Below are 24324 nucleotides of genomic sequence, written 5' to 3'. Positions count from 1 at the left end.
GAATAACGATAAATAAGCCGACTTTGATAGTCGGCTTTTTTTTGAATAAAACACCAACAACAATACTACTCAGAGGAAAACACTATGACGCGCCGTGCTATCGGGGTGAGTGAAAGACCGCCGCTTTTACAGACTATCCCGCTTAGTTTGCAGCACCTGTTCGCCATGTTTGGCGCAACCGTGCTGGTGCCAATCCTGTTCCACATTAACCCGGCAACCGTGCTGTTGTTCAACGGCATCGGTACGTTGTTGTACCTCTTTATCTGTAAAGGCAAAATCCCGGCGTATCTGGGGTCAAGCTTCGCGTTTATCTCGCCGGTTTTGCTGCTGCTGCCGCTGGGTTATGAAGTCGCGCTGGGCGGCTTTATCATGTGTGGCGTCCTGTTCTGCGTGGTGTCCTTCATTGTGAAGAAAGCCGGTACCGGCTGGCTGGACGTGATGTTCCCGCCTGCGGCGATGGGCGCCATCGTTGCGGTCATCGGTCTTGAACTGGCGGGTGTGGCGGCGAATATGGCCGGTCTGCTGCCTGCTGACGGCCAGTCACCGGATTCCAAAACCATTATCATCTCGCTGGTTACGCTGGGCGTAACGGTGTTTGGCTCCGTCCTGTTCCGCGGATTTATGGCGATCATCCCGATCCTGATCGGCGTGCTGGCGGGCTACGCGCTCTCCTTCGCGATGGGCGTGGTGGACACCACTCCGATTGCCGAGGCGCACTGGTTCGCGCTGCCAACCTTCTACACCCCTCGCTTCGAATGGTTTGCGATTTTCACCATTCTGCCTGCGGCGCTGGTGGTGATTGCGGAGCACGTCGGCCACCTGGTGGTGACGGCGAACATCGTTAAGCGCGATTTAATCCGCGACCCGGGTCTGCACCGTTCCATGTTTGCGAACGGTTTCTCCACCATTATCTCCGGTTTCTTTGGCTCAACGCCAAACACCACCTACGGTGAGAACATCGGCGTGATGGCGATTACCCGCGTCTACAGTACCTGGGTTATCGGCGGCGCGGCGATCATCGCCATTCTGCTCTCCTGCGTCGGCAAGCTGGCGGCAGCGATTCAGATTATCCCGGTGCCGGTGATGGGCGGCGTGTCTCTGCTGCTGTACGGGGTAATTGGGGCATCCGGTATTCGCGTGCTGATTGAATCCAAAGTGGATTACAGCAAGGCGCAGAACCTGATCCTGACCTCAGTAATCCTGATTATCGGCGTGAGCGGCGCGAAGGTGCACATCGGTGCGGCCGAGCTGAAGGGCATGGCGCTCGCGACCATCGTCGGCGTTGGCCTGAGCCTGATCTTCAAGCTGATCTCGGTGATCCGCCCTGAAGAGGTGGTACTGGACGTTGACGAAAGCGAAAAAGCGTCACATTGATCGAAAAGTCGGGCGAGGGATCGCCCGGTTCTCTCCTTGCAGGTTCCGTGTTAAACTCCTTTCCGATTTTACGTAGGATCTCTGGTTGAGGTATTTCTGAACGGACCGGCACAGCTCTCTCTGCCACTTTATCTCCCTGACGACGAAACTTTCGCGAGTTTCTGGCCGGGTGATAACCCCTCTTTACTGGCTGCACTGCAAAACGTGCTGCGCCAGGATCACAGCGGATACATCTATATCTGGTCACGCGAAGGCGCGGGGCGCAGCCATCTGCTGCATGCCGCCTGCGCGGAGCTTTCAGCGCGCGGTGATGCAGTAGGCTACGTGCCGCTGGATAAACGTACGTGGTTCGTGCCTGAGGTGCTGGAGGGAATGGAACATCTCTCGCTGGTCTGCATTGATAATATCGAGTGCGTGGCGGGGGACGAGCCGTGGGAAATGGCGATCTTCAACCTCTACAACCGCATCCTGGAGTCGGGCAAAACCCGGCTGCTGATCACCGGCGATCGTCCACCGCGACAGCTGAATTTGGGGCTGCCGGATCTGGCGTCTCGTCTGGACTGGGGGCAAATCTACAAGCTCCAGCCGCTGTCGGATGAAGATAAGCTTCAGGCGCTACAGCTGCGCGCAAAACAGCGCGGATTTGAGCTGCCGGAGGACGTGGGACGTTTCCTGCTCAAGCGTCTGGATCGCGAAATGCGCACGCTGTTTGACACGCTCGATCAGCTCGATCGCGCCTCCATTACCGCCCAGCGCAAGCTGACCATTCCGTTTGTGAAAGATATTCTCAAGCTTTGAGTTTTTTGCCGGGAGGCGGGCGGGGTTTGTAGGCCCGGTAAGCGTAGCGCCACCGGGCTAAACCATCACAGGATCTCGAGCACGTCTTCCGGCGGACGTCCAATGCGCGCCTGGCCGTTCGCCACCACAATCGGGCGCTCAATCAGCTTTGGATTTTCAACCATCGCCTGGATCAGCTCAGCCTCGGTGAGACGGCTGTTATCCAGGTTGAGCGACTTATACAGATCTTCTTTCTGACGCATCAGCTCTCTAGCGCTGCCCATTCCCAGCATGCGCAGCAGTTGGCGGAGGGTTTGCGCGTCAGGTGGTGTATCAAGGTAAAGCACCACTTCCGGCTCAACGCCGTTAGACTTAAGCAGGCTCAGGGTATCGCGGCTCTTGGAGCAGCGAGGGTTGTGATAGATTTTTACGGCGTCTGTCATGACGTGAATTCTCCTTTATTACATCTTCTCGTACGGCTTAAAGCGCTGCTGCAGGCCGCGCAGCTGATCGATACGCGCGTCGTAACGGGCCTGCTGTAGGCTACCAAGCTTGACCTGCGAGCTGGCGCTGCTGAGCGCGGAAATCGCCTGATCGAGGCGTCCCACCAGGGCAAAGCCTTCGGCACGCGCCGCAAGCTCCTGATCGCGGTTGCCGAGCTGGGCTTCCGCCTGAGCGAGCAGATCCCAGCCGTTTTGATCGTCTTTATTATTAAAGGTGTAACGGTTCAGGATGGTCGCCGCTTCACCCGGCTGGCCGCCCTGCAGGTAAGCATTCGCCAGGTTAAGCTGCAGCACCGGGTTGGTACGGGCGTCTTTCGCCCCTTTGAGACGGTTAATCGCATCGGCGGTTTTCTTCTGCCCCAGATCGATATCCGTCGAAAGATCGAGATACCACGGGTTGTTCGGGTCGGCAGCCAGAAGCGGTTGCAGCGCTTTACGCGCCTCGTCGTATTTGCTGGCTTCCATCGCCTGAAGCGCCTGACCATACTGCGCGGCGTTTTTCTCACGCACGTTGCCTTTCGCCAGTGTATCCAGCAGGTCACTGGTGAGCTGGTTACGCCCGGAATTGTACATTCCAAGCGTTCTCACTTTCGCCATGTAGAAATCCTGCGAAGACTGGACCACCACCGGACGCATCTGGTTTGCACGGTTACGCGCGTCCGATAGTCGGCTTTCAGGCAGCGGGTGCGTCAGCAGGATTTCCGGCGGACGGGAAGAGTAACGCGCCTGATCGAGCAGTTTTTCCAGGAAGCTCGGCATGGCCTGCGGGTCAAAGCCCGAGCGCTGCAGCACCTGAATCCCGATGCGGTCCGCTTCCTGCTCGTTTTGTTGGGTAAAGCTGATCATCCCCTGACGCGTTCCCGCCAGCGTACCGGTCAGCGCTGCCATCCCGGCCTGCGGGCTGGCCATCGCCAGCAGAATCGATCCCAGTGCACCCACCCAGGTGAGGGGAGCGTTACGTTTCTGGTCTTCCATCGCACGCGCCAGGTGACGCTGTGTGACGTGCGAAATTTCGTGCGCCATTACCGAGGCCAGCTGGCTTTCGTTGTCTGAATAACGGAATAACGCTGAATGCAGCACCACGTTACCGCCAAAGAAGGCGAAGGCGTTGATTTCGTCATTATTGATTAAATAGAAATGGAAGGGGGTCTTTACCGAGTCGGCGTGCGCTACCAGACGCATCCCCAGCCCGTTTATGTACTGCACCAACAAAGGGTCGTTGATCAGCGGGGCGCTGCCGCGTAGCTGGCGAACATAGTAATCCCCCATTTGCATCTCTTGCCCAATAGAGAGCGTGCTTCCTGCTGTGGTGCCCATGTCCGGCAATGAATCGGACGAGTCAGCAAAAGCGGGCAACACCTGACCGACCGTCACCGCGGCAATCAGTGTTGCAACCAGTGTTTTTCTCAACTGCCTGAACATAACCACTGTCCTGTATGTTGGATGTGCTAATTTGACCGATGAACCGGCATATCGTTCATCTCTGCTGCCCTGCGAGTGTAGCCGTGTTGTAGCATGAAGAAAATCCCATTCATCAGGGTTTTGCGGATTGCGATCGGGATACAAAAAGCGAAAGTCTTTTTTGTGACAGTTAGATACAATTCACCGTCTCACTCCCGCCATTCGATTCAGGGAAGGGTTGTATGCTCGAAATGTTAATGCAGTGGTACCGGCGTCGGTTCAGCGACCCGGAAGCCATTGCTTTGTTGGTTATTCTGGTTGCCGGGTTCGGTATTCTGTTCTTCTTCAGCGGCCTGCTCGCCCCTCTGCTGGTGGCGATTGTGCTGGCATACCTGCTGGAGTGGCCCACGGCGCGTCTGGAACATATCGGCTGTTCCCGCCGCTGGGCGACCAGCATCGTGCTGGTGCTGTTTGTCGGCATCCTGCTGTTAATGGCTTTTGTGGTGATGCCGGTCGCCTGGCAGCAGGGAATTAACCTGATCCGCGACATGCCCGGCATGCTGAACAAGCTGTCTGATTTTGCCGCCACGCTGCCGCGCCGTTATCCGGCCCTGATGGATGCCGGAATTATCGACGCGATGGCCGAAAATATGCGTGCCCGCATCATGACGATGGGTGATTCGGTGGTGAAATACTCTCTGGCGTCCCTGGTCGGACTGCTGACGCTGGCGGTTTACCTTGTGCTCGTGCCGCTGATGGTCTTCTTCCTGGTGAAAGATAAAGATCAAATGCTCAACGCCGTGCGCCGTATTCTGCCGCGCAACCGCGGGCTGGCGGGGCAGGTCTGGGAAGAGATGAACCAGCAGATCACCAACTACATTCGCGGCAAGGTGCTGGAGATGATTGTCGTGGGGGTAGCGACCTGGATTGGCTTCCTGATTTTCGGCCTGAACTACTCGCTGCTGCTGGCGGTGCTGGTGGGACTGTCGGTTCTGATCCCGTACATAGGCGCGTTTGTGGTGACCATTCCGGTTGTTGGGGTCGCGCTGTTCCAGTTTGGGCTGGGGACAGAGTTCTGGAGCTGCTTCGCGGTGTACCTGATTATTCAGGGCCTGGACGGTAACCTGCTGGTGCCGGTGCTGTTCTCCGAAGCGGTGAACCTGCATCCGCTGGTGATTATCTTATCCGTGGTGATTTTCGGCGGGCTGTGGGGATTCTGGGGCGTGTTCTTCGCCATTCCGCTGGCAACGCTGATTAAAGCCGTGGTCCACGCGTGGCCGGATGTACCGGCGGTGGAAGAGAAGTAGTTTTGAGCGGCCTGATGTCCTCACCCCGACCCCTTCCCACGGGGAGAGGGAGGAAACACGAAAAACGGCAACCTGGGTTGCCGTTTTGCTGTTTATCAGGCGCTTTGTTTCAGCCAGTTCAACACCACGTCGTGGTGGTTGCTGGTTTTGAAGTCGTCAAACACGTGTTCAACTTTACCGTCAGCGTCAATCAGGAAGCTGATGCGGTGGATGCCGTCGTAGGTTTTACCCATAAACGTCTTCTCGCCCCAGACGCCGAACTGCTCGCATACCTGATGATCTTCATCGGAAAGCAGCGTGAAGTTCAGCAGCTCTTTTTCAGCAAATCGTGACAGCTTTTCTGGTTTATCGGTGCTGATACCCAGCACTTCCACGCCGACTTTTTTCAACTCGTCCATGTTGTCGCGTAAGCCGCAGGCCTGTACGGTGCAGCCGGGGGTCATGGCTTTCGGGTAGAAATAGACCAGAACACGCTGTCCCTGGAAGTCGGTCAAATTTACTTGCTCGCCGTCTTGATCCGGTAAGCTAAATTTCGGTGCGATGTCACCGGCTTTCAGTGGGTTCATTACTCAACTCCATCCTGTTCGTGCTGCGAATAATTGACGACGCTTATACTGCCCTGCGCGTTTAATTCTGTACAGAGGGCTTTGAACGCTTGCTCGATATTTGACGCATCCTGTGAGGCAGGGCTGTGCGCGGTAATTTGAATAAACAGCACCGGAAGACCATGGTCATCGCTTGTCTGCGTACGGGAAACCAGTTCGGCAATATTCATCTGATGACTGTCAAAAAGCGCCGTGAAACGCTCAATCAGATGCGGAGAATCAGGCACTTCAACCTGTACCCAGACGGTAGAAGGCAGTGCCGGACGCGGACGCGCAGTGGTGCGCTTCATGACAATCAGCAAATCCAGTTCGGCCCCTTTCAGCGGCAGGGTCGATTCAATCAACGTGATGGCGTTCCATGTCCCGGAAAGTAACATAATAAATGTGAACTCTTCACCGAGCATCGCCAGACGGCTGTCTTCGATATTACAGCCGCAGCTGCTTACGTGGCGGGTGATGGTGTTCACGATACCCGGCCTGTCGGCACCCAGCGCAGTGATAACCAGGTAATGTTGTGATGAGGTTGTCAAACCTGTTCTTCCTTTGCATGGTTAAGTCTTCCTAAGGAAAGCATAAAAAAAACATGCATACAACCGCCTGAGAGCCTCAGGTCGCTTGCTTTTATTACAGTTCCAAACGTAACATTGAGGCTCTTGTTCGCACAGAGGATGGCTCATGTTCACGGGAAGTATTGTCGCGCTTGTTACACCGATGGATGAAAAAGGTAATGTCTGCCGGTCAAGCATGAAGAAGCTCATTGATTACCATGTCGCCAACGGAACCTCGGCGATCGTTTCGGTAGGGACTACCGGTGAATCCGCAACGCTGAGCCACGACGAGCACGGCGATGTGGTGATGCTGACCCTGGAACTGGCTGACGGACGTATTCCGGTCATCGCGGGCACAGGGGCTAATGCAACAGCAGAAGCTATCAGCCTGACCAAACGTTTTAACGACAGCGGCATCGTTGGCTGTCTGACGGTGACTCCTTACTACAACCGTCCTACTCAGGAAGGTTTGTTCCAGCACTTCAAAGCCATCGCTGAACATACTGACTTGCCACAAATTCTGTATAATGTGCCGTCCCGTACCGGTTGCGATATGCTGCCGGAAACCGTTGGTCGTCTCTCGGAAGTAAAAAATATTATCGGTATTAAAGAGGCGACAGGGAACTTAAGCCGCGTTCATCAGATCAAAGAGCTGGTTTCAGACGACTTTATCCTGTTGAGTGGTGATGATGCGACCGCGCTGGACTTTATGCAGCTCGGTGGCCATGGCGTGATCTCCGTAACGGCAAACGTTGCGGCGCGCGACATGGCTGAAATGTGCAAACTGGCCGCAGCAGGTCATTTTGATGAAGCGCGCGTCATTAATCAGCGTCTGATGCCGCTGCACAATAAATTATTTGTCGAACCCAATCCGATCCCAGTGAAATGGGCATGCAAGGAGTTGGGTCTTGTAGCAACCGATACGCTGCGTCTGCCAATGACACCGATCACCGACCACGGTCGTGATATCGTCAGGGCTGCGCTGAAGCATGCCGGTTTGCTGTAGAGTTTAGGGAGATTTGATGGCTTATTCAGTACAGAAGTCGCGCCTGGCGAAGGTTGCGAGTGTTTCGCTTGTTATGCTGCTCGCTGCCTGTAGTTCAGACTCGCGCTACAAGCGCCAGGTGAGCGGTGATGAATCCTATCTGGATGCGACCCCGCTTGCTGAACTTCACGCACCGGCTGGTATGATCCTGCCGATTCAGAACGGCGATTATAATATTCCCGTGACCAACGGCAGCGGCCTGGTCGGTAAAGCGCTTGATATTCGTCCGCCAGCACAGCCTCTGGCGCTGGTTAGCGGGGCGCGTACCCAGTTCACCGGTGATACGGCGTCTCTGATGGTTGAGAGCGCGCGCGGTAGCAATCTGTGGCCGCAGGTTGTCAGCGTCATTCAGTCGAAGAACTACACCATCGATAAACGCGATGACGCCAGCCAGACGTTAACCACCGACTGGATCGAATGGAACCGTCTGGATGAAGACCAGCAGTACCGTGGTCGCTATCAAGTCTCCGTTAAACCACAGGGTTATCAGCAGGCGGTCAACGTTAAGCTGTTGAACCTGGAGCAGGCTGGTAAACCGGTTGCGGATGCCGCGTCCCTGCAGCGTTACAGTACCGAAATGTTGAACGTAATTGCCGCAGGTCTGGATAAGACCGCTACCGATGCCGCCAACGCTGCGCAGAGCCGTAACGGTGTGACCTTCGATGTTCAGAGCGGCGCGGATGATACCGGCCTGCCAATGCTGGTGGTGCGTGCACCGTTTAACCAGACCTGGCAACGTCTGCCAGCGACGCTGGAAAAAGTGGGCATGAAAGTGACCGACAGCACGCGTTCAACCGGCAGCATGACGGCAACCTATAAGCCGCTCTCCGACAGCGCGTGGCAGGAACTGGGTGCGAAAGATCCTCAGCTTGCCTCCGGTGACTACAAAATTCAGGTCGGTGACCTTGATAACCGCAGCAGTCTGCAGTTTATCGATCCAAAAGGTCACACGCTGACCCAGTCGCAGAACGATGCGCTGGTCGCTGTCTTCCAGGCCGCATTCAGCAAATAAATACGAGGGCTGGTGAATCCAGCCCTTTTTTATTTTAGTGCCACGCAAACGTGTGCGTGGCATAATATCCCCAGTTTTGAACACAAATCATCACACCAGGAGTAATGAAGATGCAGAAGCAAGCTGAGTTGTATCGTGGCAAAGCGAAGACCGTATACAGCACGGAAAACCCGGATCTGTTGGTGCTCGAGTTCCGCAATGATACGTCAGCAGGGGATGGCGCACGCATTGAGCAGTTCGATCGTAAAGGCATGGTGAACAACAAGTTCAACCACTTCATTATGACCAAACTGGCCGAAGCGGGTATCCCGACCCAGATGGAAGCGTTGCTGTCCGATACGGAATGTCTGGTGAAAAAACTGGATATGGTTCCGGTTGAGTGCGTTATTCGTAACCGTGCGGCGGGCTCCCTGGTGAAGCGTCTCGGCATTGAAGAAGGTATCGAACTGAATCCACCGCTGTTCGACCTGTTCCTGAAAAACGATGCCATGCACGATCCGATGGTCAATGATTCCTACTGCGAAACCTTCGGCTGGGTGAACAAAGAGAACCTGGCGCGCATGAAAGAGCTGACCTACAAAGCCAACGACGTGCTGAAAAAACTGTTTGATGACGCGGGCCTGATCCTCGTCGACTTCAAGCTGGAGTTTGGTCTGTTCAAAGGCGAAGTGGTGCTGGGCGATGAGTTCTCACCAGACGGTAGCCGCCTGTGGGATAAAGAAACGCTGGATAAAATGGACAAAGACCGTTTTCGCCAGAGCCTGGGTGGCCTGATTGAAGCGTACGAAGCGGTTGCTCACCGTTTAGGCGTTAAGCTCGACTAACTCCCTCACTTGCCAAAGGATGTTCGCATCCTTTGGCGTCTTACCTTTGTTTCCTATGGTAATCTTGCCGTTAACCGCCTACGATCATAGCTATTATAAATGGAATAGTTAGAGGTGGTTATGCGCTGGCAAGGGCGTCGTGAAAGTGACAATGTAGAAGACAGACGCAGTTATGGCGGCGGCGGTCCTTCAATGGGTGGACCCGGCTTCCGGTTACCCAGCGGTAAGGGCGGCATCATCCTGCTGATTGTGGTTTTAGTCGCGGGTTATTACGGCGTTGACCTCACAGGGTTGATGACCGGTCAGCCGCTGCAACAGCAGCAATCTCAGCACTCCATCAGCCCGAATGAAGATGAAGCGGCCAAATTTACCTCCGTTATCCTCGCCACAACGGAAGACACCTGGGGTCAGCTGTTTGAGAAGATGGGGCGTACCTACCAGCAGCCGAAGCTGGTGATGTACCGGGGCGCAACCCGCACCGGATGCGGCACCGGACAGTCCGTGATGGGTCCGTTCTACTGCCCGGCAGACGGCACCGTCTATATCGATCTCTCCTTTTACGATGACATGAAACGCAAGCTTGGCGCTGACGGTGATTTTGCCCAGGGCTACGTTATCGCGCATGAAGTCGGCCATCACGTGCAAAAGCTGCTGGGGATTGAGCCTAAGGTGCGCCAGCTGCAGCAAAATGCCTCGCAGGCAGAAGTTAACCGACTGTCCGTCAAAATGGAGCTGCAGGCGGACTGCTTCGCGGGCGTCTGGGGCCACAGCATGCAGCAGCAGGGCGTTCTGGAATCCGGCGATCTTGAAGAGGCGTTAAACGCCGCTCAGGCTATCGGTGACGACCGTCTTCAGCAGCAGAGCCAGGGGCGCGTCGTGCCGGACAGCTTTACTCACGGTACCTCACAGCAGCGCTACAGCTGGTTCAAACGCGGCTTCGATAGCGGCGACCCGGCGCAGTGTAATACCTTCGGCAAAGCGATGTAATGCTGGCGTTTGAACAGCTGATACGCGAGCTTGAGCGCACCGGCCATCGTCGGCTGGTGGTGCTCAGCGGCGAGGCGCAGTGGACGTTAACCCAGGCGCTTGCCCTGCGTGCTGCCTTGCCCGGAGACTGGGTAAGGCTTGACGAACACCCTTCAAAAGCCATCAGCGGCCTGCTGGGACGCGAGTTCCGGCATGCTGTTTTTGACGCCAGCGCCGGGTTTGATGTCGCCGCGTTTGCCGCCCTGAGCGGAACGCTGAGTGCCGGAAGCCTTCTGGTGCTACGGGTTCCGCCACTCGACGCGTGGGCCGGGTTGCCAGATAGCGATTCACTGCGCTGGAGCGACAGCGCGGAAGCAATAGCCACGCCGCATTTTGTCCACCATTTCTCCCGGACGATTGCAGCCGATCCCGACGCGATTGTCTGGCTTCAGGGCCGCGCGTTATCCCTTCCGCCTTTACCCGGCGCGCCAGACTGGCAGCCTGCCAGCGGCGCCCCGCAGCGCGAGCAGGCTGAGATCCTGGATGTGCTGCAGGGGATGTCGGGTGGCATCGTGACCGTCACCGCCGCGCGCGGGCGCGGAAAATCAGCCCTGGCAGGAATGTTGCTGAGCCGCATTGCTGGCAGCGCCGTGGTTACCGCGCCGTCGAAGGGGGCAACGGATATCATCGCCCGCTTTGCCGGAGAGCGTTTTCATTTTATGGCCCCGGACGCGCTGCTTGCCTCTTCGCGCCAGGCAGACTGGCTGATTGTTGATGAAGCCGCTGCGATCCCCGGACCTCTGCTGGAAAAGTTAGTTGCCCGTTTCCCCCGCGTGCTGTTGACCACCACGGTGCAGGGCTATGAAGGGACGGGCCGGGGATTTTTGCTTAAATTCTGCGGTCGGTTTGCCGGGCTGCAGCGCTACAGCTTATCTACACCTGTGCGCTGGGCGGCGGGCTGCCCGCTTGAGCGGATCGTCGCCAGTGCGCTGCTGTTTGACGATACGCTGATCGACCGTCGCCCGGAAGGAGAGGTGCATTTAACGTCTCTGGCGCCGACGGCATGGGAAAGCCGCCCGGCGCTTGCCGCGAGCGTGTATGAGCTCCTCTGCGCGGCGCATTACCGCACCTCGCCGCTCGATTTGCGCCGCATGATGGACGCGCCCGGGCAGCAGTTTGCCGTTGCCGAAACGAACACGGTTATCGCCGGGGCGCTATGGCTGGTAGAGGAGGGCGGGCTGTCCCCTGAGCTTAGCCGCGCCGTGTGGGCGGGGTTCCGGCGTCCGCGCGGGAACCTGGTGGCGCAGTCTCTGGCGGCACACGGCGGCTCTCCGCTGGCGGCGACGCTCAGAGGACGGCGGGTGACCCGCATTGCCGTGCACCCTCGCCGTCAGCGGGAAGGGATTGGCCAGGCGCTTGTTCGCAGCGCCTGCGGCGAAGATTATCTGTCGGTGAGCTTTGGTTACACCGATGAACTTTGGCATTTCTGGCAGCAGTGCGGCTTTGTGCTGGTGCGGATGGGCAGCCATCGTGAAGCCAGCAGCGGCTGCTACACGGCGATGGCGCTGCTGCCGCTTAGCGAGGCAGGGCGTCGGCTGTGCGCGCAGGAACATCAGCGTTTGTGCCGGGATATGCGCGTCCTGTCTGCCTGGAACGGTGAAAAGATCCCCGTGGAAGACCGATGGGAAGCTACCCTTAATAGTGACGACTGGCTGGAGCTGGCGGGGTTTGCTTTTGCACATCGGGCGTTTTCAACCTCGGTTGCCGCGCTGACGCGGCTGTTGTTAGCCGTGGACATGCCGCTTCCGGCCCTGCGTGGGAAAATGGCAGGAAAAACGGAAGACGTCGGGCGAAAAGCGTTGCTGGCAAAGCTGCGCAGTGAAACCGCGCAAGCGCTTGAAAGCCTTGATTATCCCCGCTGCCAGCAGTTGAAAGATGACATTTTGCAATGGCAATTTTTTCAATGACTTCTTCAGTAAAGTGGCATGGTCATTCACGTCGGGAGGCGTAGAATCCAGGTCATCTATTAAGGAGACCACCATGAAACACGATCATTTTGTTGTTCAAAGCCCTGACAAACCGGCTAAACAGTTACTGCTTCTGTTTCATGGGGTTGGCGATAATGCCGTCAATATGGGGCAGATTGGCAGCTGGTTTGCGCCCGTTTTCCCCGAAGCGCTGATTGTCAGCATCGGTGGCGTAGAGCCATGCGGCCCGAACGGGCGCCAGTGGTTCTCGGTTCAGGGCGTGACGGAAGAGAACCGTCAGGCGCGCATTGACGCCATCATGCCGACCTTTATCGAGGTCGTCCGCTACTGGCAGCAGCAGAGCGGTGTAGGAGCCGATGCCACCGCGCTGATTGGCTTCTCGCAGGGGTCAATCATGTCGCTGGAAAGCGTAAAGGCGCACCCGGGTCTGGTGTCACGGGTGATTGCGTTTAACGGCCGTTTTGCGACGTTACCGACGAGCGCGACCACGCAAACCACGATCCACTTAATCCACGGCGGTGAAGACCGGGTGATTGAGCTCTCGCATGCGGTTGACGCGCAGGAAGCGTTGATTCGCGAAGGCGGAGATGTGACGCTGGATATCGTTGACGATCTGGGCCACGCGATTGACGACCGCAGCATGCAGTTTGCGCTCGATCGTTTGCGCTATACCGTACCGAAGCACTACTTTGATGAAGCGCTCAGCGGCGGTAAGCCGGATAATGATGATATTGTTGAGTTTATGTGAGGTTATCCCCTCTCCACAGGAGAGGGGATACAGACCGGTTACTTCTTCTGGTCTTTCTTCGGCCAGTCGTCATCATCGTCCCACTTGTCGTTGAAATCACGGTGCGGGGGAAGATCCGGTTTGTTGGCGAGAAATTTTTTATGGTCCACGCGCTTAAGGTCTTTAATCACGTTAAGCAGTACGCCGACCAGAAAAACCAACACCAGAACCCACCAGTACTTTGAAAGCCAATCCATTCGCTATTCCTCTCAGAGCGTTCGTCAGGCGACGATTTGCTCCATAATACGTTGATACATACGGGCCAGCAGTTGCAAATCTGCCGCATTGACACACTCATTTATTTTATGAATGGTTGCGTTCACTGGCCCCAGTTCGACAACCTGTGCACCCATACGGGCGATAAAGCGTCCGTCTGAGGTGCCACCCGTTGTCAGCAGCTGTGGCTTAATTTCATTATAGTGCTCGATGGCGTTCACCACCGCATCCACCAGTTTGCCGCGCTGCGTCAGGAACGGCTGGCCGGAAAGCCACCACTCCACGGTGTAGCGCAGTTGATATTTTTCCAGCAGGGCAACAACGCGCGCCTTGATCATCTCATCGGTCAGCTCAGTGCTGAAGCGGAAGTTGAACTGGACGAAGTAATCCCCCGGGATCACGTTATTGCTGCCGGTCCCGGCCTTGACGTTCGCAATCTGCATGCTGGTCGGCGGGAAGAACTCGTTGCCTTTGTCCCACTCGATGCTCACCAGCTCGTTCAGCATTGGCGCGGCGCGGTGGACCGGGTTATCGGCCAGATGCGGATACGCAACGTGCCCCTGAACGCCGTGAATGGTCAGGTTACAGGTCAGCGAGCCACGGCGTCCGTTTTTGACGACGTCACCCACCACTTCGGTGCTGGACGGCTCACCGACCAGGCAGTAGTCGAGACGCTCGTTGCGTGCCATCAGCGCTTCAACAACCTTCACGGTACCGTTGTGCGCGCTGGCTTCTTCGTCGGAGGTTACCAAAAACGCGAGGCGGTTTTTGTGGTTGGGATGCTGCGCCACAAAGCGCTCTGCCGCCACGACCATCGCCGCCAGAGAGCCTTTCATGTCTGCCGCGCCGCGACCAAACAGCATGCCGTCGCGAATGGTCGGTTCAAACGGTGGGTTAATCCAGCGGTCCGCGTCACCGGCGGGAACGACGTCAGTATGCCCGGCGAAGGCCAGCGTTTCGCCCTGACCGCGCCACGCCCAGAAGTTCTGGGTATCGCCAAAATCCATGCGTTCAACGGTAAAACCGATGGCTCGCAGGCGTTCAATCATAAGAGCCTGACAACCTGCGTCGTCCGGGCTAAGGGAAGGACGGCGAATAAGCTGCTGAGTCAGCTCAATGACCGGGCATGACATAAACTACACCTCAACGAAAAAAGTCGGAATAAAGGGTTTCACTGAAACCCAGCAGCATAGGCTGCCCTGGCGCGCAGAGCAATGGGCGTTTGATAATTGCCGGCATCTCGAGCATCAGTTTTGCCGCGCTGTCGGCATCTTTGATGCTGGCGCGCAGAGATTCGTCCAGTTTACGCCATGTGGTACCGCGTGTGTTCAGCAGAGCTTCCCAGCCCAGTTCGCGGATAGCGCTATGCAGAAATTCTGCATCAAGCCCATCGGCGCGGTAATCGTGGAAGCGGTACTCCACGCTGTTAGCTTCCAGCCATCGGCGGGCTTTTTTGATGGTGTCGCAATTTTTAATGCCGTACATCACAACCATGGTGAATCCTTTTGACCTTATGATGATTAAATGTTCAGTAAATTCGAAGATATATCCTTAAGTGGAATATAACACATTCAGGAATCGTCTGGATTTATACTTTATATTAATTCAACTCACATCTGTACGCTGAATATTCTTTCACCATTTAAGCATAGATGTCCATAAACTTTAAAAACCCAATAAACTCAGCAAATAAAATAAAACTCACCCATCCGTAGGGTTATTTCAAAATATTGCTGGCCGTCACAAAAAATTGAGGTCTCACCGTTCATATTTATCATAAATCCCCGCAGGACGTGGGGTACAATCACAGCAATTGGTTAAATAGTCTTCACAATGATGGCCCGTTTTTGTAGAATGCGCATAATAATAAGAGAGGTAGTTATGATTGAACGTGAACTGGGGAACTGGAAAGATTTTATCGAAGGCATGCTTCGTAAATGACATTCAGTAAGAATTGCAAGAGCACTAAAATAAGTAAAATAACCATAGTGTGAATTAATCACACAATAAAAAGGCGGCCGATAAAGCCGCCTTTTTTATTTCAATCACTTACTCAGCACGTTCCTTTAGCGGGAAGCGACGACGCACGAGCACAAAGAATAGCGGAACGAAATAAATGGCCAGGATGGTGGCCGAAATCATGCCGCCCATGACCCCCGTCCCGACGGCATGCTGGCTGCTGGAGCCTGCTCCCGTACTGGTTGCCATCGGCAGTACGCCAAAGACAAACGCCAGTGACGTCATCAGGATCGGGCGTAAGCGCTGACGGCAGGCGTGCAGCGTGGCCGCCATCAGCTCGTGGCCTTTGGCATTCATCTCGTTGGCAAACTCAACGATCAGAATGGCGTTTTTCGCCGACAGCCCAATCACGGTGAGCAGACCCACCTGGAAGTAAACATCGTTCTCCAGACCGCGCATCCAGGTCGCGAGCAGGGCACCAATGACGCCAAGGGGCACGACCAGCATGACGGAGAACGGGACCGACCAGCTTTCATACAGGGCGGCGAGGCAGAGGAAGACCACCAGCAGAGAGAGTGCGTAAAGTGCGGGAGCCTGTGCCCCGGAGAGGCGCTCCTGGTAAGACATGGCCGTCCACTCCAGACCAAAACCGGCGGGCAGCTGTTGCACCAGTTTTTCCATAGTGTCCATGGCGGTACCGGTGCTGACGCCCGGCGCGGCTTCCCCGACGATTTCAACCGCAGAGTAGCCGTTATAGCGCTCCAGGCGTGGCGATCCGCTCTCCCAGTGCGAAGTCGCAAAGGCAGAGAACGGCACCATGCCGCCAGCGTTATTCCTGACAAACCAGCGGTTTATATCATCCGGCAGCATGCGGAACGGCGCGGCGGACTGGACATAGACTTTTTTCACGCGGCCGCGATCCATAAAGTCATTCACATAGCTCGAGCCCCACGCCGTTTGCAGGGTATCGTTGATATCGTTGATCGACACGCCCAGCGCCTGCGCCTTACGCTGATCGATATCCACCTGAAGCTGCGGGCTGTCATCCAGACCGTTATGGCGAACGCGGGTCAGGCCGGGATCGTTGCCCGCCAGCGCTAACAGCTTATCGCGTGCCGCCATCAGCGCCGTGTGTCCCGCACCGGCGTGATCCTGCAGCTCCATGTCAAACCCGGCGGAACTGCCAAGGCCGCTGATTGCCGGCGGGCTACTGGCAAAGACGCGCGCTTCTTTGATGTGCGCGAAGGCTTTGGTCGCGCGTTCAATGATGGCAAATGATGTTCCCGTTCTGGTATCGCGCTCGTCCCAGTCCTTCAGGCGGACGAACATGCGGGCGACGTTCTGCCCGTTCCCGCCCGGCCCGGAACCGACGGTAGAGAAGACGGATACGACGTTATCTTTCTCTTTAGTAAAGAAATACTGCTCCACTTTCTGGACCACTTTCAGCGTCTGCTGCTGCGTTGCGCCGCTCGGCAGCTGCACCGAGGTGGTGAACATCCCCCGGTCTTCCATCGGCAGGAACGAGGTGGGCAGGTGCAGGAACAGCCACACCATCCCGCCCAGCAGCACGACGTAAACCATCATCCAGCGCAGGCTGCGGTGGAGTACACGCCCAACGGCAGATTCATACCGCGCGGCGTTGCGGTCGAACATGCGGTTAAACCAGCCGAAGAACCCTTTCTGCCCGTGATGCTCCCCTTTATGCAGCGGTTTCAGCAGGGTGGCGCACAGCGCGGGGGTGAGGATCAGCGCGACCAGCACGGAGAGCACCATCGCCGAGACGATGGTGATCGAGAACTGGCGATAAATCGCCCCGGTGGTGCCGCCAAAGAAGGCCATCGGGATAAAGACAGCCGACAGTACCATCGCGATACCGACTAGCGCCCCCTGAATTTGACCCATGGATTTACGCGTCGCCTGGCGCGGAGAGAGCCCTTCTTCGCTCATGATGCGCTCGACGTTTTCAACCACGACGATGGCATCATCCACCAGCAGGCCGATTGCCAGCACCATCGCAAACATCGTCAGGGTATTAATGCTATACCCGAACGCGTAAAGCACCGCAAAGGTCCCAAGCAGCACCACGGGGACTGCAATGGTGGGGATCAGCGTCGCGCGGAAATTTTGCAGGAACAGGTACATGACCAGGAACACCAGCGCGATGGCTTCCAGCAGGGTCTTCACCACGTCCTCAATGGAGGCTTTAACGAAGGAGGTGGTTTCATAGGCGACTTTGTACTCCAGCCCGTGCGGGAAATACTGTGAAAGCTCGTCCAGACGGTCTAACACCAGTTTTGCCGTCGCCATTTCGTTCGCGCCGGAGGCCAGTTTAATCCCCAAACCGGAAGCCTGATTGCCGTTAAAGCGGCTAAGGTAGTCGTATTTTTCGGCCCCCATTTCCACCGTGGCGACATCGCCCAGACGCACTTCCGACCCGTCCTGATTCACGCGCAGGGTGATATTGCGGAACTGGTCCGGCGTCTGCAGCAGGGATTGCGAATTGATGGTGGCGTTCAAGGCTTGCTTATCAACGGAAGGCGTTCCCCCCAGCTGTCCCACCGCAATCTGGGCGTTCTGGGCTTTGATGGCATTCGTTACGTCGGTCGCCGTCATCTGATAGCTGTTGAGCTTGTTGGGATCGAGCCAGATGCGCATGGAGTATTGTGAGCCGTAGGCGTCAATATCCCCGACGCCGTTAATCCGGCTGATGGGATCCTGAATATTACTGGCGACGTAGTCCGCGATGTCCTGTTTATCCATTGAGCTATCTGTCGAGACAAACGCGATGGTCAATATGTTGGTATCACCGGTTTTACGCACGGTTACGCCCTGGTTCTGCACCGCCTGGGGCAGCTTGCGCATGGCCGACTGCAGCTGGTTTTGGACCTGCTGCACCGCTTCGTCCGGGTCGGTGCCCGCCTTGAAGCTCAGGGTCACCGTCGCCTGTCCCGTGGCGCTACTCTGCGAGGACATGTACATCAGGTTATCCAGACCCGTCATGTTCTGCTCGATAACCTGCGTGACGGTATTTTCCAGCGTCTGTGCCGACGCGCCGGGGTAGTTTGCGGTGACGCGCACGTTCGGCGGAGCCAGGTCGGGGTATTGCTCAACGGGAAGTGAAGTAATCGCCAGGACGCCTGTCAGACACAACAGGATGGCAAGCACCCAGGCAAAAATGGGGCGATCGATAAAAAAATTCGCCATGAAAGTGTGACCTCGTTTTGCTGCACGTCATTATTGTTTATTGCCCGCATAACTTTAGCGGTAAGGCCCAGGTCAAACGTGGAGAAATAAAGGAGATAATGTAAATTATCATGCGCTTTTCCCTGCGCTTCCCTCTTTACCGTTATTTACCCGTTAACGGCGTGGGCGCCGGAAACGTCACGCTGACCAGCGTGCCGCCGTTTTGCGGCTGCGAGAAGTGCAGCATCCCGCCGAGCCGTTGCGCGCGTTCGCGCATAATATTCAGGCCGTAATGTCCCGGCGGCTCGCTGGCCTCGCCAATCCCAATGCCGTTGTCACGAATGCTGACGCTGTGCGTCCCGTCCACTGAGGTCACGCAGCTTACGGTGATCTCGCTGGCCTGCGCGTGCTTAATGGCATTCAACACCGCCTCACGCACGATCTGTAACAGGTGCACCTGCTTTTGCGCGTCGAGCGCCAGCGAGGAGAGGCGGCAGTCGAGATGCAGTTTCGCCTGCGTCTGGCTCTGCAGCACGTCGAGGGACTCCTGCAGCGCCGCGGGTAAGTTCGCGTGGTTCAGCGTCAGGCGGAAGGTGGTCAGCAACTCGCGCAGCTGCTGCCAGGCATTGTTCAGCTCGCGGGAGAAGTCGGTGATAATGGTCTGCGCCGGGGTATTTTCCTCGGGCACGGCGCGTTTGAGCAGCGCAAGCTGAATGCGTAGATACGACAGCACCTGCGCCAGCGAATCGTGCAGTTCGCGGGCAATGGTGGCGCGCTCTTCCATCAGGAGCAGCTGCTGGTAGTGCTTTTGCGCCTGGTTAAAGTACAGCCCGCGCCCGAGCATGGTCGCCACGCTTCTCATCAGCGGAAGGGGGACGCTGTCCGTCTCGCTTTGCCAGCGCAGCTCGCCGTAAAGGGTATCCTGCATCAGTACCGGCAGGTTTTGCAGAGGAGTGCCATGTGCCTCCGTCCCTTCACACAGCCGCCAGTCGTCGCTGGTGCGCAGTTCCAGATAATTCATCTGCGTATAGTCATGGACAATCTGCAGGATATGCCGGAAGCAGTGGCTGTCTATCTGGCCGGTATTCAGCGCCTGAGAGCACTTGAACAACATGTCGAGCTGCTGGTGGGCTTCATGCAAATGTCGCGTCTTTTCAGCGACCGAGGCTTCGAGAGAACGGTAGAGCGTATCCAGCTCGGCTGACATGTGGTTAAAGGCGCGCGAAAGCTGGCCCAGCTCGTTCGGCAGGGCGCTATCCGGCGCAGGCGTGGCAAACTCGCCGCGCTCAATGCGTTCGCTGGCCGCCACCAGGTTATTCAGCGGTAGCACCACCTGGCGGCGGATGCGTCGCAGGGTAAACAGCGTCAGCAGCAGGATCCCGAGTGCGCCAGCCAGCGAGAGCAGGGTGACCGTCTGAATTTTATGTTCAGTGTAGTGCTGCAGGGCGAGCACAAAGGCATCAATGCGGCCGACAAAATCTTCAATATTGCGTTGATACCACGCGCTGTCGCCGCGGGCGATGCGCGCATCCATCTCCTGCCAGGCCACATGAAGCTGCTGATATCGTGCTTTAACATTGTCGGGGACGTACCAGCGGTTCAGCTTTTGCAGGGCAGGCGCGCCGAGCGTCTGTTGCCAGCTCTCGCGATGTGCCGCAAGAGAAGGGCTGTTGCGCTGCATCTCGTAACCCATGCGATAGCTCTGCATGCGCAGCGAACCGGCGATATTGATGGCTTCGGCATCACGCTGGCTGCTTGCCAGCGTCAGCAGCGCGACGGTGCTGGTCAGAACGGACAGGGCTATGATCGAAAAGAAAGCCCAGGCAAGGCTTCCGGAAACGGGTCGTTTAACGGTCACAGAACGGCTCTCTGAATAAAATTGATCTGCCACAGGTTCACTGGAAATAATTGGGCGCTTCAGGCATTTGAACGTTGCCCGATCGCACCGTGATGCGTAAATACCATACTCTTATAAAGAGAAAGGTTATTGAACCAAAAACAGGTGTGGTTATGAATCGTTTTATTATGGCTAACAGCCAGCAGTGCATTGGGTGTCACGCCTGCGAAGTGGCCTGCGTGATGGCGCACAACGATGAGCAGCATGTCCTGAGCGAGCGCCATTTTCATCCGCGTATCACGGTCCTGAGAGCTGGCGAGAAAAGCCGCCCCGTGACCTGTCATCATTGCGAAAACGCGCCCTGCGCGCAAAGCTGCCCGAACGGCGCCATCAGCAAATGCGATGACAGCGTACAGGTGAATCAACAAAAATGCATCGGCTGTAAGGCCTGCGTGGTGGCCTGCCCGTTTGGCACGATGGAGATTATCGTCACCCCGCTCGACAACGGCAGCGTGAAGGCTTCGGCGAATAAATGCGATCTCTGCCTGACGCGTCCACACGGCCCGGCCTGTATCGAAAATTGCCCGGCGGATGTCCTCTCCCTGGCGACGTCTGCCGTGCTGGATAAGCTGGCGAAATCACGCCGACAGCGCACGGCCTGCCTGGAGGCGCAGCCCTGGCATGATTCGGAGGCCGTCGGCGTGGACGCGCCGCGTACCAAACTGCAGCAGATGCAGGCGACGGTGCCGCGCGGCGAGCCCGACAAGCTGGCTGCTGCAGAACGCGTGGGCCATTTTAACGAAATTTACCTACCGTTCCGGGCCGAACAGGCCGTTCGCGAGGCGTCGCGCTGCCTGAAATGCGGAGAGCACAGCATTTGCGAGTGGACCTGCCCGCTGCACAACCACATTCCGCAGTGGATCGAGCGCCTCAACGCGGGAGATATCGCCGGCGCGGCCGAGCTTTCTCATCAGACTAACTGTTTACCTGAAATTACCGGCCGCGTCTGCCCGCAGGATCGATTATGCGAGGGTGCCTGCACAATACGTGAAGAGGCAGGATCCGTGACCATCGGCAACATCGAGCGCTATATCTCCGATCGGGCGCTGGCGATGGGCTGGCGGCCGGATATGTCCGCCGTCACGCCGTCAGGTAAACGCGTCGCGATCGTCGGCGCGGGGCCTGCCGGGCTGGCGTGCGCCGACGTGCTGGCGCGCCGCGGCGTGAGCGTGACGGTCTATGACCGGCACCCGGAAATTGGCGGATTGCTGACCTTCGGCATCCCGGCGTTCAAGCTGGACAAATCGCTGCTCGCGCGGCGCAGAGAGATATTTACCGCGATGGGGATCCGCTTCGAGCTTAACTGCGAGGTGGGCCAGGACGTGTCGATGTCGCAGTTAAAGAACGATTACGACGCCCTGTTTATTGGCGTGGGAACCTATCGCTCGATGAAGGCGGGTATCCCACATGAAGACGCGCCAGGTGTCTACGACGCGCTGCCTTTCCTGGTGGGCAACACGCGCCATGTTATGGGGCTGGAGGCAACGGCCAGCGAACCATACATCGACACCCATGGCTTAAACGTGGTGGTGCTTGGTGGGGGCGATACCGCGATGGACTGCGTCCGAACTGCGTTACGCCACGGTGCGGCGAAGGTGACCTGCGCCTATCGCCGGGATGAGGCCAACATGCCGGGCTCGAAGAAAGAGGTGAAGAACGCCAGAGAAGAGGGGGCGGCGTTTGAATTTAACGTCCAGCCGGTTGAGCTGACGCTGGATCCGAACGGAAAGGTCAACGGTATCCGGATGCTGCGTACCGAGCTCGGAGAGCCGGATGCGCAGGGACGGCGGCGACCGGTTCCGGTGGCGGGCAGCGAGTTTGTGATGGCCGCGGATGCGGTCATCATGGCGTTTGGTTTTAACCCGCACGCGATGCCGTGGCTGCAGGCGCAGGGTGTCGAAACGGATGACAGGGGGCGGATCGTGGCCTCGGTCGAGAGCCGCTACCGTTACCAGACGACCAACCCGCAGATCTTCGCCGGGGGCGATGCGGTACGCGGCGCGGATCTGGTGGTAACCGCAATGGCGGAAGGGCGCCATGCCGCGCAAGGGATCCTCGACTGGCTTGGGGTTAACGCGCCAAAACATCATTAAACCTGCGGGCGACAAAGCGGGATTCACGGCGTAGTATAGGACGACTCATTGTGCTGTGGAGCCCGTATGACCCTGAAAATTGACGTTATCAAAGACAAAATTCTCTCTGAAAACTACTTTGTCCTGCGTAACATCACCTATGATCTTACACGTAGCAACGGTGAGGTTATCCGCCACAAACGCGAGGTCTACGACCGCGGCAACGGAGCGACCATTCTGCTCTATAACCGTGACAAGCAGAGCGTGGTGCTAATCCGTCAGTTCAGGGTGGCGACATGGGTTAATGGCAACCCTGATGGACGTTTGATTGAAACCTGCGCGGGCCTGCTTGATGACGATGAGCCGGAAGTTTGTATCCGCAAAGAGGCCGTGGAAGAAACCGGCTTCGAAGTGGGTGAGGTCAAAAAGGTCTTCGAGCTGTTTATGTCTCCGGGCGGCGTAACGGAAATTGTGCATTTCTTCATTGCCGAATACAGCGACGCCCAGCGCACGCACCGGGGCGGTGGCGTAGAGGATGAAGATATTGAAGTGCTGGAGCTTCCTTTTACCCGGGCGCTGGAGATGATGCGTTCAGGCGAAATCAGGGATGGTAAGGCAGTGATATTACTGCAGTATTTACAGACGACCGGGTTGATGAACGCTGCTTTCGAGCGGATGTAGTGCATTTTTCGGGTATATCTGATAAATCCGATTGAGCAACCCCGCCGGGAACACGAAGATACTGCCCAGTTAAGCGTTTTCGTTCCGGGACTGTGTCATTCATGCGCTACAGCGTCTTTTTGTTTTACCTGTTTTGTGTGCTCCTCGCACCGCAGGTGCGGGCTGCACCTGCGCAGCAAGCCTTCTCTGACTGGCAGGTAACCTGCAATAACCAGAACTTTTGCCTTGCCCGCAACACGGGTGAACACCGTGGTCTGGTCATGACGCTCACCCGTAGCGCCGGGGCGAAAACGGATGCCACTCTGCGTATCGATCTTGGCGGTCTTGATACTCCCTCGATCAAAGAGCCAGAGATTGCCCCCCGGCTGCTGCTGGATAGCGTTCCTCTGAAGCTGGACAAACAGCGCTGGCAGCTCACGCCATGGCATCTGAAAACGGACGATGCGGCCACCATCACCGCCTTTCTGAAAAATATCCAGGAAGGGAAGGCCCTGACTCTGCGCGGCGGTAAGCAGGTCATTTCACTGACCGGGCTTAAGGCCGCGCTACTGTTCATTGATGCGCAGCAAAAGCGCGTCGGCAGCGAAACCGCGTGGATCAAGAAAGGTGACGATCCGCCGTTAAGCGTTCCGCCTGCACCCGCCTTAAAAAAGGTGGCGGTCGTCAATCCGACCCCGACGCCACTCTCCCACGCCGAACTGAACGACCTGCTGGACTATGGTACCGGACGGATGAACAGCAGCCAGTGCTCGCTGGATCCTAACCGCCGGGAAGTGCGCGTCACCGCGTTAACCGATGAGAAAGCGCTGCTGATCGTCAGCTGCGAGGCGGGGGCCTATAACACGGTCGATCTGGCGTGGCTGGTATCACGTAAAAAACCGTTCACCGCACGCAGCGTCAGGCTTCGTCTGCCGTTTACGCCGTCAGGCGACGGGAGCGAAATGGAGTTGATGAACGCCAGCTTCGATGAAAAGACGCGCGAGCTGACAACGCTGGCGCTGGGGCGCGGTTTGGGCGATTGCGGAGTCCAGACGCGCTGGCGTTTTGACGGACAGCGATTCCGCCTGGTGCGCTACGCCGAGGAGCCCAGCTGTGATAACTGGAACGGGCCAGATGCCTGGCCCACGCTCTGGATCACGCGCTAGTTTTGCCCGGTAAGCGTAGCGCCACCGGGCACGC

At 57.0% G+C, this 24324-nt stretch carries 22 protein-coding genes; 13 read left to right on the top strand and 9 right to left on the bottom strand.

The genetic code is table 11. From position 1 onward, the window contains the following. The first annotated feature begins 84 nt into the window (after positions 1-84). Both uraA and KGP22_RS16265 read left to right on the top strand, forming a co-directional pair. Positions 85-1374 (top strand): uracil permease, encoded by a 1290-nt coding sequence (uraA, locus tag KGP22_RS16270; RefSeq protein WP_111965179.1) that lies wholly within the window; start codon positions 85-87, stop codon positions 1372-1374. A 96-nt stretch (positions 1375-1470) separates the two neighbouring features. After that, complete coding sequence (locus KGP22_RS16265) at positions 1471-2172, top strand: DnaA inactivator Hda (protein WP_211438414.1); 702 nt, start codon at positions 1471-1473, stop codon at positions 2170-2172. A 65-nt stretch (positions 2173-2237) separates the two neighbouring features. Here the strand turns inward: KGP22_RS16265 and arsC are convergent, their stop codons facing one another. Continuing rightward, positions 2238-2594: an arsenate reductase (glutaredoxin) gene (gene arsC / locus KGP22_RS16260; RefSeq protein ID WP_223580155.1), complete on the bottom strand. Its 357-nt coding sequence runs from the start codon at positions 2592-2594 to the stop codon at positions 2238-2240. An 18-nt stretch (positions 2595-2612) separates the two neighbouring features. Continuing rightward, positions 2613-4076 carry a beta-barrel assembly-enhancing protease gene (gene bepA, locus KGP22_RS16255; protein ID WP_223580153.1) on the bottom strand — a complete coding sequence of 488 codons (1464 nt, stop codon included), beginning with the start codon at positions 4074-4076 and terminating at the stop codon, positions 2613-2615. A 221-nt stretch (positions 4077-4297) separates the two neighbouring features. Here bepA and KGP22_RS16250 point away from each other — a divergent pair, with 221 nt between their 5' ends. Further along, complete coding sequence (locus tag KGP22_RS16250) at positions 4298-5362, top strand: AI-2E family transporter (RefSeq protein ID WP_033146172.1); 1065 nt, start codon at positions 4298-4300, stop codon at positions 5360-5362. A gap of 95 nt (positions 5363-5457) precedes the next feature. Here the strand turns inward: KGP22_RS16250 and bcp are convergent, their stop codons facing one another. Beyond that, positions 5458-5928: a thioredoxin-dependent thiol peroxidase gene (bcp, locus tag KGP22_RS16245; RefSeq protein WP_014171119.1), complete on the bottom strand. Its 471-nt coding sequence runs from the start codon at positions 5926-5928 to the stop codon at positions 5458-5460. Then, positions 5928-6497: a glycine cleavage system transcriptional repressor gene (locus tag KGP22_RS16240; protein WP_023308758.1), complete on the bottom strand. Its 570-nt coding sequence runs from the start codon at positions 6495-6497 to the stop codon at positions 5928-5930. The genes bcp and KGP22_RS16240 overlap by 1 nt, the downstream gene beginning before the upstream one ends. Before the next feature lie 145 nt (positions 6498-6642). Here KGP22_RS16240 and dapA point away from each other — a divergent pair, with 145 nt between their 5' ends. From dapA to ypfH, 6 genes are all read left to right on the top strand, one after another. After that, a complete protein-coding gene (dapA, locus tag KGP22_RS16235; RefSeq protein WP_008501633.1) occupies positions 6643-7521 on the top strand; it encodes a 4-hydroxy-tetrahydrodipicolinate synthase in 879 nt (292 codons plus the stop codon). 16 nt (positions 7522-7537) lie between these two features. Then, a complete protein-coding gene (gene bamC / locus KGP22_RS16230; RefSeq protein ID WP_111965182.1) occupies positions 7538-8572 on the top strand; it encodes an outer membrane protein assembly factor BamC in 1035 nt (344 codons plus the stop codon). Between the two features lie 110 nt (positions 8573-8682). Beyond that, the gene (gene purC, locus KGP22_RS16225; RefSeq protein ID WP_008501631.1) at positions 8683-9396 is read left to right on the top strand and encodes a phosphoribosylaminoimidazolesuccinocarboxamide synthase; all 714 of its coding nucleotides are present in this window, start codon (positions 8683-8685) and stop codon (positions 9394-9396) included. A gap of 120 nt (positions 9397-9516) precedes the next feature. Continuing rightward, a complete protein-coding gene (locus KGP22_RS16220; protein ID WP_223580151.1) occupies positions 9517-10383 on the top strand; it encodes a neutral zinc metallopeptidase in 867 nt (288 codons plus the stop codon). Next, positions 10383-12329 carry a GNAT family N-acetyltransferase gene (locus KGP22_RS16215; RefSeq protein ID WP_223580148.1) on the top strand — a complete coding sequence of 649 codons (1947 nt, stop codon included), beginning with the start codon at positions 10383-10385 and terminating at the stop codon, positions 12327-12329. The genes KGP22_RS16220 and KGP22_RS16215 overlap by 1 nt, the downstream gene beginning before the upstream one ends. A gap of 73 nt (positions 12330-12402) precedes the next feature. Beyond that, entirely contained in the window at positions 12403-13098 is a 696-nt protein-coding gene (gene ypfH, locus KGP22_RS16210) for an esterase (protein ID WP_223580146.1), read from the top strand. Between the two features lie 38 nt (positions 13099-13136). On the opposite strand, the gene KGP22_RS16205 is transcribed toward ypfH, so the two are convergent. The 3 genes from KGP22_RS16205 to KGP22_RS16195 are packed head-to-tail and all read right to left on the bottom strand — an operon-like array spanning position 13137 to position 14847. Next, the gene (locus KGP22_RS16205; RefSeq protein ID WP_008501627.1) at positions 13137-13334 is read right to left on the bottom strand and encodes a YpfN family protein; all 198 of its coding nucleotides are present in this window, start codon (positions 13332-13334) and stop codon (positions 13137-13139) included. Positions 13335-13358: 24 nt separating this feature from the next. Continuing rightward, complete coding sequence (gene dapE, locus KGP22_RS16200; protein ID WP_223580144.1) at positions 13359-14486, bottom strand: succinyl-diaminopimelate desuccinylase; 1128 nt, start codon at positions 14484-14486, stop codon at positions 13359-13361. Between the two features lie 10 nt (positions 14487-14496). Then, on the bottom strand, positions 14497-14847 hold the full coding sequence (locus KGP22_RS16195) for an ArsC family reductase (protein WP_111965187.1): 351 nt from the start codon (positions 14845-14847) through the stop codon (positions 14497-14499). A gap of 387 nt (positions 14848-15234) precedes the next feature. Here KGP22_RS16195 and ypfM point away from each other — a divergent pair, with 387 nt between their 5' ends. Further along, entirely contained in the window at positions 15235-15294 is a 60-nt protein-coding gene (ypfM, locus tag KGP22_RS16190) for a protein YpfM (protein WP_015572204.1), read from the top strand. Positions 15295-15402: 108 nt separating this feature from the next. On the opposite strand, the gene acrD is transcribed toward ypfM, so the two are convergent. Then, positions 15403-18516: a multidrug efflux RND transporter permease AcrD gene (gene acrD / locus KGP22_RS16185; protein ID WP_149366403.1), complete on the bottom strand. Its 3114-nt coding sequence runs from the start codon at positions 18514-18516 to the stop codon at positions 15403-15405. A 142-nt stretch (positions 18517-18658) separates the two neighbouring features. Next, on the bottom strand, positions 18659-20353 hold the full coding sequence (narQ, locus tag KGP22_RS16180) for a nitrate/nitrite two-component system sensor histidine kinase NarQ (protein ID WP_149366404.1): 1695 nt from the start codon (positions 20351-20353) through the stop codon (positions 18659-18661). A gap of 152 nt (positions 20354-20505) precedes the next feature. Here narQ and aegA point away from each other — a divergent pair, with 152 nt between their 5' ends. From aegA to KGP22_RS16165, 3 genes are all read left to right on the top strand, one after another. Further along, a complete protein-coding gene (aegA, locus tag KGP22_RS16175; protein ID WP_223580141.1) occupies positions 20506-22485 on the top strand; it encodes a formate-dependent uric acid utilization protein AegA in 1980 nt (659 codons plus the stop codon). Between the two features lie 66 nt (positions 22486-22551). After that, positions 22552-23145, top strand: coding sequence for a GDP-mannose pyrophosphatase NudK (nudK, locus tag KGP22_RS16170; protein ID WP_111965191.1), 594 nt, complete (start codon positions 22552-22554; stop codon positions 23143-23145). A gap of 101 nt (positions 23146-23246) precedes the next feature. Continuing rightward, positions 23247-24290, top strand: a complete 1044-nt coding sequence (locus KGP22_RS16165; RefSeq protein ID WP_111965192.1) for a DUF1176 domain-containing protein — start codon at positions 23247-23249, stop codon at positions 24288-24290. The last annotated feature ends 34 nt before the right edge of the window (positions 24291-24324 follow it).

The organism is Enterobacter sp. JBIWA005 (assembly GCF_019968805.1).
In the GTDB taxonomy this organism is placed as follows: domain Bacteria; phylum Pseudomonadota; class Gammaproteobacteria; order Enterobacterales; family Enterobacteriaceae; genus Enterobacter; species Enterobacter vonholyi.
The sequence above is the reverse complement of the archived record's forward strand: the minus strand, read 5'-3'. Positions and strand labels throughout refer to the sequence as shown.